Below are 14,605 nucleotides of genomic sequence, written 5' to 3' on the forward strand. Positions count from 1 at the left end.
CCTCCTCACAGGCATTCCTTGCTGCTGCGGTTGCCGTCGATGACGCCGATGCAGTAGCGCGCCGGCGCGGCGGAAGGAGGTAATGCGGCGCGCGCCAGGCGCGGCCCGGCGGCAGGCGCCGCGGCGCTGGCGGCGCCGGCAGCTGCCGCGGCGGCTTCCATGCCCAGCACGCTGTGGCGGGTGGCGCCCGGCGTCGCGCCCGGCCGCGGATCGACCTGGTTGCGCAGCACCAGCGACAGCGTGCCGACGCTGCGCGCCAGGTCCAGCTGCTCGGCCTGGCCCGGTGTGACTTCCAGCGTGACGGCGTTGACCACGCGCGGCTTGGTATCGTCGCGCGCCACTTCCTGCGCCACGGCCAGCACCAGGATCCGCTCCAGCACGATCTTCGATAGCGCGGTTTCGCTGGCGCCGTTGCTGCCGTTGTTCTGTGCCGGTGCATACACCAGGATGTCGACGAAGTTACCCGGCAGGGCAAATCCCGCCACGCCCACCACGTCGTTGACGCGCACCGTGATGGCGCGCTTGCCTTCGGCAATCAGGGCAGACAGGCCGCCCAGCGTGCCGGCCGGCGCCAGCTTGGCGTCCGTCACCGGTTCGCCGCGCTGTATGCTGGCCTTCATCACACGGCCCGCCAGCGCTGCCGGCTCGCGCTGGGCCCCGGCCGGCATGCTGTTGGCCGGCCACTCGGCCAGCGCCAGCATGTCCGGCGCCAGGCGCTGGCCGAGGCCGACATCGGCTGCCGCCACCGCAATGCGCACGGTGGACGCAGCTGGCTGGCGCAGCCAGCGCGAGGCCAGCAGCACGGCGGCCAGCCCCAGCACCGTCGCCATCGCCAGCATCGACAGGGCGCGCCGGCTCTTCATACGGCACCATCGGCAAACATGCTGGACCAGGCCTGGTCCAGCGTGGCGGGATTCAGGCTGGGCACGGTGCCGGCGAAGCCGGCAAATTCCGCTACCCGCGCCACGATTTCGCGCGGCAGGCTGGCCAGCAAAGGCTGGCCGCTGCCCCGGTGCAGCTCGCCGACCAGGTAGGCCAGCGCCGCCTCATCGGCTTCCATGCCGCGCGCCCGGCATTGCTGGCGCAGCAGGCTGCGGTAGCTGGCTTCCGGCAGCGGCCCGAGCGCAACCTTGTAGCCGATGCGGCGCAGCGCAGCGCCATCGAGCAGGGTTTGCGGCGCCAGGCTGGTGGCGAAGGCCAGCGCGGCCTGGCATGGCACGCTGAACGCATGCCCGCCGGGCAGTGCAAGCCGCTCGGTGCCGGTATCGAGCAGTTGCGCCAGGCGGTTCAGCAGCGCAGTGGCCGGCAAGCGTTGGCGCCCCAGGTCGTCGATGATCAGCAAGCCGTGGCAAGCCTTCAGCTGCGGCGGCGCCAGATAGCAGCCGCCGGCGGCGTCGTGCCGCAAGTCCAGCATGGCGCCATCGAGTTCCGCCCCCAGCTGCACCACCGGACGCTGGCACAGCAGCCAGCGCAGGTCGCCGCTGCGGGCACTGGAAGCGCGGCCCGGCAAGGGCGGCGGCGCCAGGTGTACCGCAGCGTCGTACAGCTGGATGATGGCGCTGCCCACGGCCACCGCATACGGCACCGCCACCACGCCCTGCAGCAGGCGTCCCAGCTTGCGCGCCAGCGTGGTCTTGCCGCTGCCGGAAGGCCCGTACAGGCAAACCGAACGTCCCGCATGCATGGCCGCGCCCACCAGTTCATGGATGCGCGGCGGCAGGCAGTCGTCGGCAAACAGGCTGGCTACGTCGGCGGCCAGCACTGGCGGCAATTGCAGGGCCTGGCGTTGCAGCAGCGCGCGCCAGGCCTCCAGCGGGACCGGCGCCGGGCCCACATAGGGCGCGCGCTCGAGCCACTCCGCCGCGCGCTGGCGGCCGATGCCGGTCAGCTGGTACTGCACGTCGATATCCGAATCGCCGCGCCACGCCACTTCCACCAGTTGTTCGCCTTGCAGGCCGTCCAGCACTTCCCGCAGCACATTGATCGACAGCCGCAAACGGCCGGTCAGCACCGACAAATGGCATTTGCCCGCGCCCAGCAAAGCCTTGCCCGCCAGCTCGGCCAGCAGCGCCGGCTCCAGGCCGGTGTCGCGCACCGTGCGCGGCGGGGCTGGCAGCAGCGGCTGTTCATCGTCCGCAAAATCGATCATGGTGTCCTCCTTTTGGAAACGATGATAGCCATGGGTTTCCGGTTGGATATTGAGGTGGAGCAAAAGATCAGCGATGCGCCAACGCAACGGTCGCCAAGGTGCCGGCCGCGATCGCTACCGCGTACGGCATGCCTTCCGGCTTGCTGCTGCCGCGCCAGCGCGCCAGTTGCAGCCAGCACAGGGCCAGCAAGCCGCCCGCCAGCGCACTGAGCAAAGAAAGCTGCAGCGCCTGCCAGGGCCCGACGAAGCTGCCCGCCATGGCAAGCAGCTTGACGTCGCCGGCCGCCATCCCGCCCAGCGCATACAAGGGCAGGAACAGCAGCAAGCCCACCGCTGCGCCGGCCAGGCCCTGTACCAGCAGCGCGCCGCCGCCCAGGCGCCAGTGAAGTGCCAGCGCCAGCAGCAAGCCTGCCGCTACCAGTACATTGGGGATCCGGCGCCAGGCCAGGTCCGATACTGCCGCCTGGAGCACCAGGCACAGCAGGATGATCTCGAGTCCGCTCATGGCGTCAAGGCTGGCAACCCGGCCGCCGCCGGGCGCCAGCCCCCCCCATCAAGGCGTCAGCGCGCTCACCACGCTGTTGAACACGGCGGTCAGCTCGCTCGAGACGCTGGTCATTGCCGTGCCGACTGCCAGTGCAATCAGCGAAGCGATCAGGCCATACTCGATCGCCGTCACGCCCCGCTCATCCCTGATGAAACGCCTCACTGCAGAAAGTGCCTTCATGATGAACTCCCTTTCGCTAGGAAAACTCTGATGCCTGGGCTGCGCATCATTGGCTTTACTATAGGAGCCATTCCTACGAGCAAGTTGATATTGCGCAAGTTTTCCGCACAGAACTTTTTCTCTCTGTCCCGTGTTCTATGTCACACTGGAGGTATGGGAGGGGTGTTGCAATGAGGTCGCGTTTCGCATGAAACTACGCAAAGTTAATTGCCGAGAATGCAAAAAAGATTTATCCTGATCAGCTATTCTTTAGAAAGCCCCTTGTTTTGCCGCTGAGCGCCTAGTTATCGGACACTCACATGGATTCCCTTTTGAAACATATGGTGGACATGACCGGCCACCGCGATCACACGATGCTCGACATCTCGGTAATCTCGGCGGTAGCGGAATTGGCATCCGCCACGCAGGCACGTGTGCTGAGCATCGTCAATATACGAGGCCAGCTGTACGTGCGCGCGCGCGCCGTGATCGAGCAAGGCCGTCCCGCGCGCATGGAGGAATACATGGACCCGGCCATTGCGGGCGACCCGGTCAGCAACTTCCCGGCCCTGGCGCGCTGCCTGGCCCACCACGAATCGAGCGCCGACTACATGTCGCCCGAGGGTGAGCACACACTCTGGCTACCGATCTGGATGGGCGACAAGGCCGATACTTGCCTGGAAATCATCAATCCGACCCCGTACACCAGCGACACCATCCATATCATCGGTGGCGTTGTCAGCGTATACCGCAATTTCCAGAACCTGCTCGATTACAGCGAGCGCGATTCGCTGACCGGCCTGCTGAACCGCAAGACCTTCGACGACCAGCTGGCCAAGATGCTGCAGGCTTCGGCCGAGCACGACGTGCTGGCCTTGCCGCCGGACGGGCGCGAGCGCCGCAATCCGCAGGAACAGGAAAAACAGTGGCTGGCCGTGGTCGATGTCGACCATTTCAAGGCAGTCAACGACAAATTCGGGCATTTATACGGCGATGAGGTGCTGATCCTGATCGCCAACCTGCTGCAGTCTTCCTTCCGCGCGCAGGACCGCGTGTTCCGCTTTGGCGGCGAGGAATTCGTGGTGCTGCTGCGTTCTTCGACGCTGGATAACGCCAAGAAGATCATCGAACGCTTCCGCATGAACGTCGAACAGAACGTCTTCCCGCAAGTCGGGCAAGTGACGGTGAGTGTCGGCTTCGTCAGCATCAGCGCCTATGAGGCGCCGGTGATCATCCTCGGCCGTGCCGACCAGGCCCTGTATTACGCCAAGAGCCACGGCCGCAATATGGCCTGCCATTACGATGAGCTGGTCAGCGGCGGCCAGCTGCAGACCGTCGAATCGAACGATACCGCCGAATTCTTCTGACGCTCAGGCCCCTGCCAGGGTCAGGAAGCGCATCGGGTCCACTTGCCACTTGGCCGGCGATTCATGGCCCACGATCTTGTCGCCGCCACCGAAGCCCAGGCCGCGCGACAGGTCGACCGTTTCCGGCTTGATGTAGACATTTTTCCTGGTATTGAAGAACACGTTCACCTTCGGCGCCAGCAGGTTGCTTTCGTGCGGCTCGACCACAACGCCAAGTCGGCCCGATTCCAGCATCACCAGCGTGCCGACCGGGTAGATGCCGACGCAGCGCATGAATTCCTGCACCAGTTTCGGGTTGAAATGGTGCTTGCTCCATTCGTAAATCTTGCGCAGGGCGGCCGCGGCCGGAAGGCCCTTGTGATACACGCGGTCTGCCGTAATGGCATCGTAAACGTCGACAATTGCCGCCATCTGCGCAATCTCGCTGATTTCGTTGCCGGCCAGCTTGTCCGGGTAGCCGGTGCCATCGAGCCGCTCGTGGTGGTGGCGCGTGATGTCCAGCGCCAGCGCCGGCACGTCCGGCGACTCCTTCAGGATGTTGAAGCCATCCATCGGGTGCTTCTTGATGATGGCGAATTCCTCGTCGGTCAGCGGCCCCGGCTTGTTCAGGATCGCGTCCGGCACCAGTGCCTTGCCGGTATCGTGCAGCAGGCCGCCGAGGCCGGCCTCGCGCACGATGTGATCGTCCATCTCGCGCGCATTGGCGAAAGCCACCAGCAGCGCGCACACGCTGACCGAGTGCAGGAAGGTGTAATCGTCCTTGGACTTGATGCGCAGCAGGCCCAGCAAGGCGCCCGGGTTGCGCAGAATGGATTCCGTGATGTTCTGCACCACCGGCTGCACCGAGCCGATCTCGATTGCCTTGCCGAGGCGGGCATCGGCCATCACATTGCGCACCACGCCGGCGGCCTGGTGGCGGATCTGTGCCGCCCGCTGCAACTCCTCGCCGAGGGAAGTGCGGATGATGCGCGACGGCTCTTTAGCGATCTCTTCGACTTCACGCTCGGTGGCGGCCTGTGCTTCGGCGAGCGAAGGCGCATCCTCCACATCGAGTCCTTTGGACGCATCGATCACCACATCATGGATGCCGGCCTGGATGATCTTCTGGATCTGCTCCTGGCTGGAAATCTCGAAGCGGTTGCGGACGAACGGGTGGGTCATCCAGTCGCAACTCAGGTCGTGGATATACATGCCGACCTTTAACTGCGCCGAATCGACTTTCTTTAACATGGTGAGGCTCGCGAGATAAATCCGTGAAGAACGTTAGAATAAGTATACACAATGTTATCCTACGGGAATATGGAACTTCGCCAACTGCGCTATTTTGTCGCCATTGTTGACCACGGATCGTTGTCTCGAGCCGCACTGGTATTGCATGTTGCACAACCCGCGCTGACCCAGCAGCTACGCCAGCTCGAAGAGGAACTGGGCGCCCAGCTGCTGCACCGCAGCGCCCAGGGCGTGGTCAGCACCGATGCCGGCAAAGTGTTTTACGACCATGCGCAAGCAATCCTGAAGCAGGTGGCCGACGCCCGCTCCGCCGTCACCCAGTCGGCGCGACCTTCCGGCAGTGTCACCATGGGCCTGCCGCACAGTATTTCCGGGGCCCTGGCGCTGCCCCTGCTGACCGCCGCGCGCGAGCAATATCCCGACATTACGCTGCAGTTGACCGAAGAACTGACCGGAAACCTGGCAGAACAGCTCAAAAGCGGCCGGGTCAACCTGGCCGTCCTGTTCGACGACGGCCAGTTGACGCCGTTTTCCACCACCCCGCTGGCGGAAGAAGAACTGCGCTTCATATGCCGCCACGACGCCGTGTGGTTTACCGACCGCGACACGGTGACGCTGCAGCAAGCCCTGAACACCACCCTGATCCTGCCCGGCTTGCAGCATGGCGTACGGCCGCGTATCGAAGCGATGGCGCGCGCCGCCGGGCTGGTGATTGGCAACGTCATCGAAATCAACTCGATCGCCATCCTGAAGTCCGCCATCATGGCCGGCATGGGCGCAACAATCTTGCCGGTTGCACCAGTTTTGCCTGAAATCGAACTCGGCCAGATGCGCAGCGTGCGCATCAACAATCCCGCCATCAGCCGTACCGTGGTGTTGTGTGCTTCGCGCAACATCCCCCTGACCAACGCCGCCAACGCCATCGCCGCACTGACCCAGCAAGTCGCCACCGAGCTGTGCCAGCGCAACACCTGGCCCGGCGCCCGCCTCCTCAGTTGAGCCCGTGTCACACCTTGGGGTCACACCCCAAAGGTGACACGAGCTCAACTGTTCGATGCATGTGCTCGTGTCACACTTCGGGTGTGACCCCATGGTGGGACACGGACTGGGCCGTTAGGTCAGCTTATGTCGTGCAAGGATGCGGCGCAAGGTGCCGTCGGCCTGCATTGATTCCAGCGCACGCTGGAACAGGCCGACATCGCTGGCATCAAAATCCAGCGAGCCGGCCAGCCAGGCGGTGCTGGTGCCGACCGGCGCGCTGGTTTCGAACCCGCTTTCGCTCGCCCCTTGGCCTTTCAGCGAAGCGGAAATGATGCGGCGCTCGCCGAACGCCGCGTCGGCCATGCCGCCCAGCAGGAAACGGTGCACTTCATCGATCGAACTGGCTTCGACAAGGCGCGTGAAACCCTGTTCTTTCAAGATGGCGGCCTGGGCGGCGCCGCGCAGCAGGGCGATGCGCTTTTCCTTCATCTGCTCCAGCGGCAGAAGCTTGCCGCGCACTGCGAGCAGCACATAGTTTTCCTCAAATAGCGGCACCAGCCAGCGGTATTGCGCCTCGCGCTCCGGCAGGCGGGTCAGCGGGTAGATGGCAGTGGCGGGCATGGTGGTGGCCAGGAATTGCGCGCGGCGCCAGGGCACGAACTGGGTCGCCGGCCGCACGCCGGCCCGCTGGCATAACTCCGCCACAATTTCTTGCAGGCCGCCTGGCTGGCCGCTTTCATGCACCAGGGAAGGCAAGTGGCTGGTCACCAGCTGCATCTTGCGCGCCACACCGGCCAGCGCCAGCACCGGTCTGGCCAAAAACACGGCTGTCGCCGCCAGGATTGTTCGTCGAGCTATCATTTTTTCTTATACCCCCATCCCCAAACCGTATTTCCGTATACGTAAAGTAAACCGTAAACTCGCCCGTTGAAAAGGCCTGCACACCCGCAGGCGTTGTGACTTAGGCAAGGACGCGCTTACCCGGCGCCGACCAATGCCAGGCACGCACCGAATCATGATTTTGGAGACAGCCACCATGCCAGACGGCAGCAGCTCGCCTGTACTACACGACGTCACCCTCGACGACAAATTCACTTCCACCACCGGTAAAGTCTTCCTGTCCGGCATCCAGGCGCTGGTGCGCTTGCCAATGATGCAACAATTGCGCGATGCGCGCGACGGCCTGAGCACCGGCGGCTTCATTTCCGGCTACCGCGGTTCCCCGCTGGGCGGCCTGGACGAGACCCTGTGGAAGGCGCAAAAGCACCTCGAGAAACACAATGTGCAATTCGTGCCGGGCGTGAACGAGGACCTGGCGGCGACCGCCGTCTGGGGCTCGCAGCAGGTTGACCTGATCGGCCCGGCCAAGTACGACGGCGTGTTCGCCATGTGGTACGGCAAGGGCCCTGGCGTGGACCGCTGCGGCGACGTCTTCAAGCATATGAACCATGCCGGCACGTCCAGGCATGGCGGCATCCTGCTGGTGGCCGGCGACGACCACGGCGCCTATTCCTCCACCCTGCCGCACCAGTCGGACCACATCTTCTCCGCCTGCATGATCCCGGTCCTGTATCCATGCAATGTGCAGGAATACATCGACCTCGGTATCCACGGCTGGGCCATGTCGCGCTTCTCCGGCTGCGCCGTTGCCTTCAAGGCGCTGGCGGACACCGTGGAGTCGAGCGCTTCGATCGACGCCGATCCTTTCCGCGTCGACGTCAAGATTCCGAAGGACTTCGTGATGCCGGAAGGCGGCCTGAATGCCCGCCTGTCCGCGATCCCGCTGGGCCAGCAAGCGCGCAACCAGGAAGCGCTGATGCAGGACTACAAGATCTACGCGGCCTTGGCTTACGCCCGCGAGAACAAACTGAATCACACCACCATCGATTCCAAGAACGCCAAGCTGGGCATCATCGCCTCCGGCAAGTCCTACCTGGACGTGCTGGAAGCGCTGGAAGAACTGGGCATCGACGAAGCCATGGCCGCCACGGTCGGCCTGCGCCTGTTCAAGGTCTCCATGCCATGGCCGCTGGAGCCGGACTCGGTGCGCGAATTCGCGCAAGGCCTGGACGAAATCCTGGTGGTGGAAGAGAAGCGCCAGTTCGTCGAATACCAGCTGAAGGAACAACTGTACAACTGGCGCGACGACGTGCGTCCACACATCATCGGCAAGTTCGACGACAAGGGTGAGTGGGTTGCGCCGCGCGGTGAATGGCTGCTGCCGCCGAAGGCCGACTTCTCCGTGTCGCAGGTGGCGCGCGTGATCGCCAGCCGCGTAGCGCGCTACATCGCCGACGCCGGCATCCAGGACCAGATCAAGGCCCGCCTGAGCTTCCTTGAAGCCAAGGATGCAGTGCTGAAGAAGGCCATCGAGACCCCGTTCCGCCCGGCCTTCTACTGCTCCGGCTGCCCGCACAACACCTCGACCAAGGTGCCGGAAGGTTCCTTCGCGCTGGCCGGCATCGGCTGCCACGTGATGGCCACCTCGATCTACCCTGAGATGAACAAGCTGACCACCCATATGGGCGGAGAAGGCACGCCGTGGATCGGCCAGGCTGCATTCAGCAAGGTGCCGCACGTATTCCAGAACCTGGGCGACGGCACCTACTTCCACTCCGGCTACCTGGCGATCCGCGCCGCCGTGGCTGCGAAGGTCAACATCACCTACAAGATCCTGTACAACGATGCGGTGGCAATGACCGGCGGCCAGCCTGTTGACGGCACTGTTTCCGTGCCGATGATCGCGCAGCAGATGGCGGCCGAAGGCATCAAGCGCATCGCGCTGGTGACCGAAGACCTGTCGCGCTATACCGACCGTTCCGCCCTGCCTGCCATCGTTTCCCTGCACGACCGCAAGGAGATGGACGCCGTACAGCGCGAAATGCGTGAACTGCCCGGCTGCACCGTCATCATCTACGACCAGACCTGCGCCGCCGAGAAGCGCCGCCGCCGCAAGAAGGGCGAGTTCCCTGACCCGAGCAAGCGCATGGTCATCAACGAAGCCGTGTGCGAAGGTTGCGGCGATTGCGGCATCCAGTCCAACTGCGTCTCGATCCTGCCGAAGGAAACTGAATTCGGCCGCAAGCGCACCATCGACCAGTCTTCCTGCAACAAGGACTACTCGTGCACCAAGGGCTTCTGCCCATCCTTCGTCACCGTCGAAGGCGGTACGCTGAAGAAGACCAAGACCGGCACCGCGAAGAACGATGACTGGGGCGATATCCCTGCGCCGGCACTGCCAGGCCTCGAGCACCCATACAATATCCTGATCAATGGTATCGGCGGCACCGGCGTGATTACCGTCGGCGCACTGATGGGCATGGCCGCGCACCTGGAGGGCAAAGGGGCTTCCGTGCTGGACATGACCGGCATGTCGCAGAAGAACGGCTCCGTGACTTCCCACGTCAAAGTGGCGAAGACCCCGGCCCACCTGCGCGCGCAGCGCATCGCCACCGGCGAAGCAGACCTGATCCTGGGCTGCGACATGCTGACCTCCGGCGCCTATGACGCCGTGTCGAAGATGCGCCCTGGCCGCACCTTCGCCATCGTCAACCAGCACGAGCAGCCGCCAGGCACCTTCGCGCAGAACGCCGACTGGCAGTACCCGGCTGAAAGCGTGGAAGCCCTGATCACCGAATCCGTCGGCGGCGCGCAATCGGTGGACTTCATCAACGCCACCAAGCTGGCTACCGCGCTGATGGGCGATTCGATTGCATCCAACCTGTTCATGATGGGTTACGCATGGCAGAAAGGCCGCATCCCGCTGAGCGAAGCCGCCCTGCTGCGCGCCATTGAACTGAATGGCGTGGCGGTTGAATCGAACAAGCGCTCCTTCCTGTGGGGCCGCCGTGCCGCCGTGGACTTCAAGCGCGTGGAAAAGGTTGCGACCCCGACCCAGGCGGTCGTGGTGCAGATGCCACAATCGCTGGAAAACGTGATCAAGAAGCGCGTCGAGTTCCTGACCGCTTACCAGGACGCTGCTTACGCTGCGACCTATGAAGACCTGGTGCAGCAAGTGCGCTCGAAAGAGACCCTGCTGGGCCTGGGCAACAAGCTGTCGACCGCGGTCGCCAAGTCGCTGTTCAAGCTGATGTCCTATAAAGATGAATATGAGGTGGCGCGCCTGTACACCGACGGCCGCTTCGTGGAGCAGCTGAAGACCCAGTTCGAAGGCGATTTCTCGCTGAAGTTCAACCTGGCGCCGCCGCTGTTCGCGAAGAAGGATGCCAAGGGCCACCTGGTCAAGGCGGAGTACGGTTCGTGGATGTGGAAGGCGTTCACCCTGCTGGCCAGGTTCAAGGGCCTGCGCGGTGGTACGTTCGACATCTTCGGCTACACCGAGGAGCGTAAGATGGAACGCGCGCTGATCACCGAGTTCCGCGGCGTTATTGCTGAGCTGCTGGGCGGATTGTCGGCTGCGAACCATGAGCAGGCGGTGGCGATTGCCAACCTGCCGGAGAAGATTCGTGGCTTTGGCCATGTGAAGGAAAAGGCTGTCGCGGAGTACCAGGTGAACCGGGCGAAGATGATGGCTGCGTTCAAGGGCGCGGGTCACGCACACGCTGCTTGAAACCGGCAAGACTGGATCTGACCCAAGGGTCAGACCCGCTATGCGGCAGCCGCCGGTCGGGTCCGACCCTTGGGTCGTACCCTGATTTACCGGTTTAGAATCGCTTGACTTGACGTTAACGTAAACGTCATATAATCAAAATTCCCCCGTTCCAAGGAACAAAAATGAACGACCTCGCCAACGCCAAGAAACTGTCCGCTGAGCCTGAGCAGGCCAAGACCGCGAACAAAGTCCGCTTTGTCACCGCCGCGTCCCTGTTCGACGGCCACGACGCCTCGATCAACATCATGCGCCGCATCCTGCAATCGCAGGGCGCCGAAGTGATCCACCTGGGCCATAACCGCTCGGTGGACGAAGTGGTCACCGCGGCCCTGACCGAAGACGTGCAAGGCATCGCCATCTCCTCCTACCAGGGCGGCCACGTCGAATACTTCAAATACATGATCGACCTGCTGCGCCAGCGCGGCGGCTCGCATATCAAGGTCTTCGGCGGCGGCGGCGGTGTAATCGTCCCGAGCGAAATCGCCGACCTGCACGATTACGGCGTCACCCGCATTTTCTCGCCGGAAGACGGCCAGCGTATGGGCCTGGTCGGCATGATCCAGTGGATGGTGCAGCAATGCGACGTCGACCTGTCCACCTACTCGCCAACCCAGCTGGATGCGATCCGCAACGGCGATATCGAGCAACGCCACCGCCCGCTGGCCCAGTTGATCACCGCGCTGGAAAACGGCAAGGCCTCCGACAAGCTGCGCGCCGAACTGACCGAGGCAGCCAAGGCGGTCACCGCCCCAACCCTGGGCATCACCGGCACCGGCGGCGCAGGTAAATCCTCGCTGACCGATGAACTGATCCGCCGCATCCGCCTGGACCAGGGCGACGCGCTGAACATCGCCGTGATCTCGATCGACCCGTCGCGCCGCAAGTCCGGCGGCGCACTGCTGGGCGACCGTATCCGCATGAACGCGATCAACCCATGGAACGGCAAGATCCGCGTCTTCATGCGCTCCCTGGCGACGCGCGAGGCCGGCTCCGAAATATCCCAGGCCCTGCCTGACGTCGTCGCGGCCTGTAAAGTGGCGGGCTTCGACCTGGTGATCGTGGAAACCTCCGGCATCGGCCAGGGCGACGCCGCGATCGTGCCGCACGTCGACGTCTCCATGTATGTGATGACGCCGGAATTCGGTGCCGCATCGCAGCTGGAAAAGATCGACATGCTGGACTTCGCCGACTTCATCGCGATCAACAAGTTCGACCGCAAGGGCGCGCAGGATGCATTGCGCGACGTGGCCAAGCAATACCAGCGCAACCGCGAAATGTGGAGCAAGCGTCCGGAAGAAATGCCGGTATTCGGTACCCAGGCCTCCCGCTTCAACGACGACGGCGTGACCGCGCTGTACCAGGGCCTGCTGCCGGTACTGGCTGGCAAAGGCCTGAAGACCGTGAAGGGTGTACTGGCCCCGATGGAGGTGCGCTTCAGCTCCGGCAAGAACGTGATCGTGCCGCCGGCACGTGCGCGCTACCTGGCCGAAATCTCCGACGCCGTGCGCGGCTACCACAAGAAGACCCAGGCGCAAGCCAAGCTGGCGCGCGAACGCCAGCAGCTGCAGGAATCCAAGCGCATGCTGGCCGTCGCCGGTAAATCCGTCGTGGACTTCGACGACCTGATCGTCGAGCGCGACCACGCCATGGAGGCCGGTTCCAAGAAGCTGCTGGCGCAATGGCCGGATATGCAGCAAGCCTACGCCGGCGACGAATACGTCGTGAAAATCCGCGACAAGGAAATCCGTACCGGCCTGGTGCAGCACACCCTGTCCGGCACCAAGATCCGCAAGGTGTCGCTGCCGAAGTACCAAGACCACGGCGAGCTGCTGCGCTGGCTGATGCTGGAAAACGTGCCCGGCTCCTACCCGTTCACCGCCGGCGTGTTCGCCTTCAAGCGTGAAGGCGAAGATCCAACCCGCATGTTTGCCGGCGAAGGCGACGCATTCCGTACCAATCGCCGCTTCAAACTGGTTTCCACCGGAATGGACGCCAAACGCCTGTCGACCGCCTTCGACTCCGTCACCCTGTACGGCGCCGACCCTGCGATCCGCCCGGACATCTACGGCAAGATCGGTAACTCCGGCGTGTCCATTGCGACCCTGGACGACATGAAAGTGCTGTACGACGGCTTCGACCTGTGCAACCCAAGCACCTCGGTGTCGATGACCATCAACGGCCCTGCGCCTGCCATCCTGGCGATGTTCATGAACACCGCCATCGACCAGCAGGTCGGGAAGTTCGTCACCGAGAACAAGCGCCAGCCTTCGGAAGACGAATTCCAGAAGATCAAGGACTGGGTGCTGATGAACGTGCGCGGCACCGTGCAGGCCGACATCCTGAAGGAAGACCAGGGACAGAACACCTGCATCTTCTCGACCGAGTTCTCGCTGAAGGTGATGGGCGACATCCAGGAATACTTCGTGCACCACCAGGTGCGCAACTTCTACTCGGTGTCGATCTCCGGCTACCACATCGCGGAAGCGGGCGCGAACCCGATCTCGCAGCTGGCCTTCACGCTGTCGAATGGCTTCACCTTCGTGGAAGCCTACCTGGCACGCGGCATGCACATCGACGATTTCGCGCCGAACCTGTCGTTCTTCTTCTCCAACGGCATGGACCCGGAATACACGGTGCTGGGCCGCGTGGCGCGCCGCATCTGGGCCGTCACCATGAAAGAGAAATACGGTGCCAACGACCGCTCGCAAAAGCTGAAGTACCACATCCAGACTTCCGGCCGTTCGCTGCACGCGCAGGAAATCGACTTCAACGATATCCGCACCACGCTGCAGGCGCTGATCGCGATTTACGACAACTGCAACTCGTTGCACACCAACGCCTACGATGAAGCGATCACCACGCCGACCGACGAATCCGTCCGCCGCGCGCTGGCGATCCAGCTGATCATCAACCGCGAATGGGGCCTGGCCAAGAATGAGAACCCGAACCAGGGCGCCTTCATCATCGAAGAGCTGACCGACATGGTGGAAGAAGCCGTTCTGCAGGAGTTCGAACGCATTGCCGAACGTGGCGGCGTACTGGGCGCGATGGAAACCGGCTACCAGCGCGGCAAGATCCAGGAAGAGTCGCTGCTGTACGAGCACCAGAAACACGACGGCACGCTGCCTATCATCGGCGTTAACACCTTCCGCAACCCGAAAGGTTCGGAAGCCCCGGCCACCATCGAACTGGCCCGTTCCACCGACGACGAAAAGCAATCGCAGCTGACCCGCCTGGCGGACTTCCACGCCCGCAATGCGGATGCGGCACCGGCCGCCCTGGCCGCGCTGCAGAAGGCCGCCATCGACAACGAAAACGTGTTCGCCAAACTGATGGACGCCGCCCGCGTCTGCTCGCTGGGCCAGATCACGACCGCGCTGTTCGAAGTCGGCGGCCAATACCGCCGCAACATGTAATCGAAGCAAGGTGTCAGACCCAACGGGTCTGACACCGGTTTACCGGTTTCAATGGAAAAACAGCCACACCAGCAGCAGCACAATCCCCGGCACCCCCAGCAGCCAAGCCAAGAAATACTTCCCCATGACAGCCTCCCTGTGACG

The 14,605-nt window shown here is 63.5% G+C and carries 10 protein-coding genes; 4 read left to right on the forward strand and 6 right to left on the reverse strand.

The features are described 5' to 3' along the window. Positions 1 to 5 precede the first annotated feature (5 nt). The 4 genes from cpaB to ASD07_RS06380 form a co-directional block, all read right to left on the reverse strand. Entirely contained in the window at positions 6 to 863 is an 858-nt protein-coding gene (cpaB, locus tag ASD07_RS06365) for a Flp pilus assembly protein CpaB (protein WP_055926871.1), read from the reverse strand. Next, the gene (locus tag ASD07_RS06370; RefSeq protein ID WP_055926873.1) at positions 860 to 2,149 is read right to left on the reverse strand and encodes a hypothetical protein; all 1,290 of its coding nucleotides are present in this window, start codon (positions 2,147 to 2,149) and stop codon (positions 860 to 862) included. The genes cpaB and ASD07_RS06370 overlap by 4 nt, the downstream gene beginning before the upstream one ends. Before the next feature lie 67 nt (positions 2,150 to 2,216). Next, entirely contained in the window at positions 2,217 to 2,654 is a 438-nt protein-coding gene (locus ASD07_RS06375) for a prepilin peptidase (RefSeq protein WP_055926875.1), read from the reverse strand. Between the two features lie 48 nt (positions 2,655 to 2,702). After that, on the reverse strand, positions 2,703 to 2,876 hold the full coding sequence (locus ASD07_RS06380) for a Flp family type IVb pilin (protein WP_055926877.1): 174 nt from the start codon (positions 2,874 to 2,876) through the stop codon (positions 2,703 to 2,705). A 299-nt stretch (positions 2,877 to 3,175) separates the two neighbouring features. On the opposite strand from ASD07_RS06380, the gene ASD07_RS06385 reads away from it, so the two are divergent. Beyond that, a complete protein-coding gene (locus ASD07_RS06385) occupies positions 3,176 to 4,222 on the forward strand; it encodes a GGDEF domain-containing protein (protein WP_055926879.1) in 1,047 nt (348 codons plus the stop codon). A gap of 3 nt (positions 4,223 to 4,225) precedes the next feature. Here the strand turns inward: ASD07_RS06385 and ASD07_RS06390 are convergent, their stop codons facing one another. Beyond that, positions 4,226 to 5,452 (reverse strand): HD-GYP domain-containing protein, encoded by a 1,227-nt coding sequence (locus ASD07_RS06390; RefSeq protein WP_055926881.1) that lies wholly within the window; start codon positions 5,450 to 5,452, stop codon positions 4,226 to 4,228. A gap of 69 nt (positions 5,453 to 5,521) precedes the next feature. Here ASD07_RS06390 and ASD07_RS06395 point away from each other — a divergent pair, with 69 nt between their 5' ends. Continuing rightward, a complete protein-coding gene (locus ASD07_RS06395) occupies positions 5,522 to 6,451 on the forward strand; it encodes a LysR substrate-binding domain-containing protein (RefSeq protein ID WP_055926882.1) in 930 nt (309 codons plus the stop codon). A gap of 114 nt (positions 6,452 to 6,565) precedes the next feature. On the opposite strand, the gene ASD07_RS06400 is transcribed toward ASD07_RS06395, so the two are convergent. After that, positions 6,566 to 7,258 carry an ABC transporter substrate-binding protein gene (locus ASD07_RS06400; RefSeq protein WP_229207073.1) on the reverse strand — a complete coding sequence of 231 codons (693 nt, stop codon included), beginning with the start codon at positions 7,256 to 7,258 and terminating at the stop codon, positions 6,566 to 6,568. A 211-nt stretch (positions 7,259 to 7,469) separates the two neighbouring features. On the opposite strand from ASD07_RS06400, the gene ASD07_RS06405 reads away from it, so the two are divergent. Next, entirely contained in the window at positions 7,470 to 11,003 is a 3,534-nt protein-coding gene (locus tag ASD07_RS06405) for an indolepyruvate ferredoxin oxidoreductase family protein (RefSeq protein WP_229207074.1), read from the forward strand. Positions 11,004 to 11,167: 164 nt separating this feature from the next. Continuing rightward, entirely contained in the window at positions 11,168 to 14,461 is a 3,294-nt protein-coding gene (gene icmF / locus ASD07_RS06410; protein WP_055926886.1) for a fused isobutyryl-CoA mutase/GTPase IcmF, read from the forward strand. The last annotated feature ends 144 nt before the right edge of the window (positions 14,462 to 14,605 follow it).

It is taken from the genome of Duganella sp. Root336D2, from assembly GCF_001425005.1.
Taxonomy (GTDB): Bacteria; Pseudomonadota; Gammaproteobacteria; order Burkholderiales; family Burkholderiaceae_D; genus Rugamonas.

What these genes read in the sequence shown, in the direction of transcription:
- ASD07_RS06405 (WP_229207074.1), top strand. Translation starts at nt 7,470, where the DNA reads ATGCCAGACGGCAGCAGCTCGCCTGTACTACACGACGTCACCCTCGAC.
- ASD07_RS06380 (WP_055926877.1), bottom strand. Translation starts at nt 2,876, where the DNA reads ATGAAGGCACTTTCTGCAGTGAGGCGTTTCATCAGGGATGAGCGGGGC.
- ASD07_RS06390 (WP_055926881.1), bottom strand. Translation starts at nt 5,452, where the DNA reads ATGTTAAAGAAAGTCGATTCGGCGCAGTTAAAGGTCGGCATGTATATC.
- ASD07_RS06385 (WP_055926879.1), top strand. Translation starts at nt 3,176, where the DNA reads ATGGATTCCCTTTTGAAACATATGGTGGACATGACCGGCCACCGCGAT.
- icmF (WP_055926886.1), top strand. Translation starts at nt 11,168, where the DNA reads ATGAACGACCTCGCCAACGCCAAGAAACTGTCCGCTGAGCCTGAGCAG.
- ASD07_RS06375 (WP_055926875.1), bottom strand. Translation starts at nt 2,654, where the DNA reads ATGAGCGGACTCGAGATCATCCTGCTGTGCCTGGTGCTCCAGGCGGCA.
- ASD07_RS06395 (WP_055926882.1), top strand. Translation starts at nt 5,522, where the DNA reads ATGGAACTTCGCCAACTGCGCTATTTTGTCGCCATTGTTGACCACGGA.
- ASD07_RS06370 (WP_055926873.1), bottom strand. Translation starts at nt 2,149, where the DNA reads ATGATCGATTTTGCGGACGATGAACAGCCGCTGCTGCCAGCCCCGCCG.
- cpaB (WP_055926871.1), bottom strand. Translation starts at nt 863, where the DNA reads ATGAAGAGCCGGCGCGCCCTGTCGATGCTGGCGATGGCGACGGTGCTG.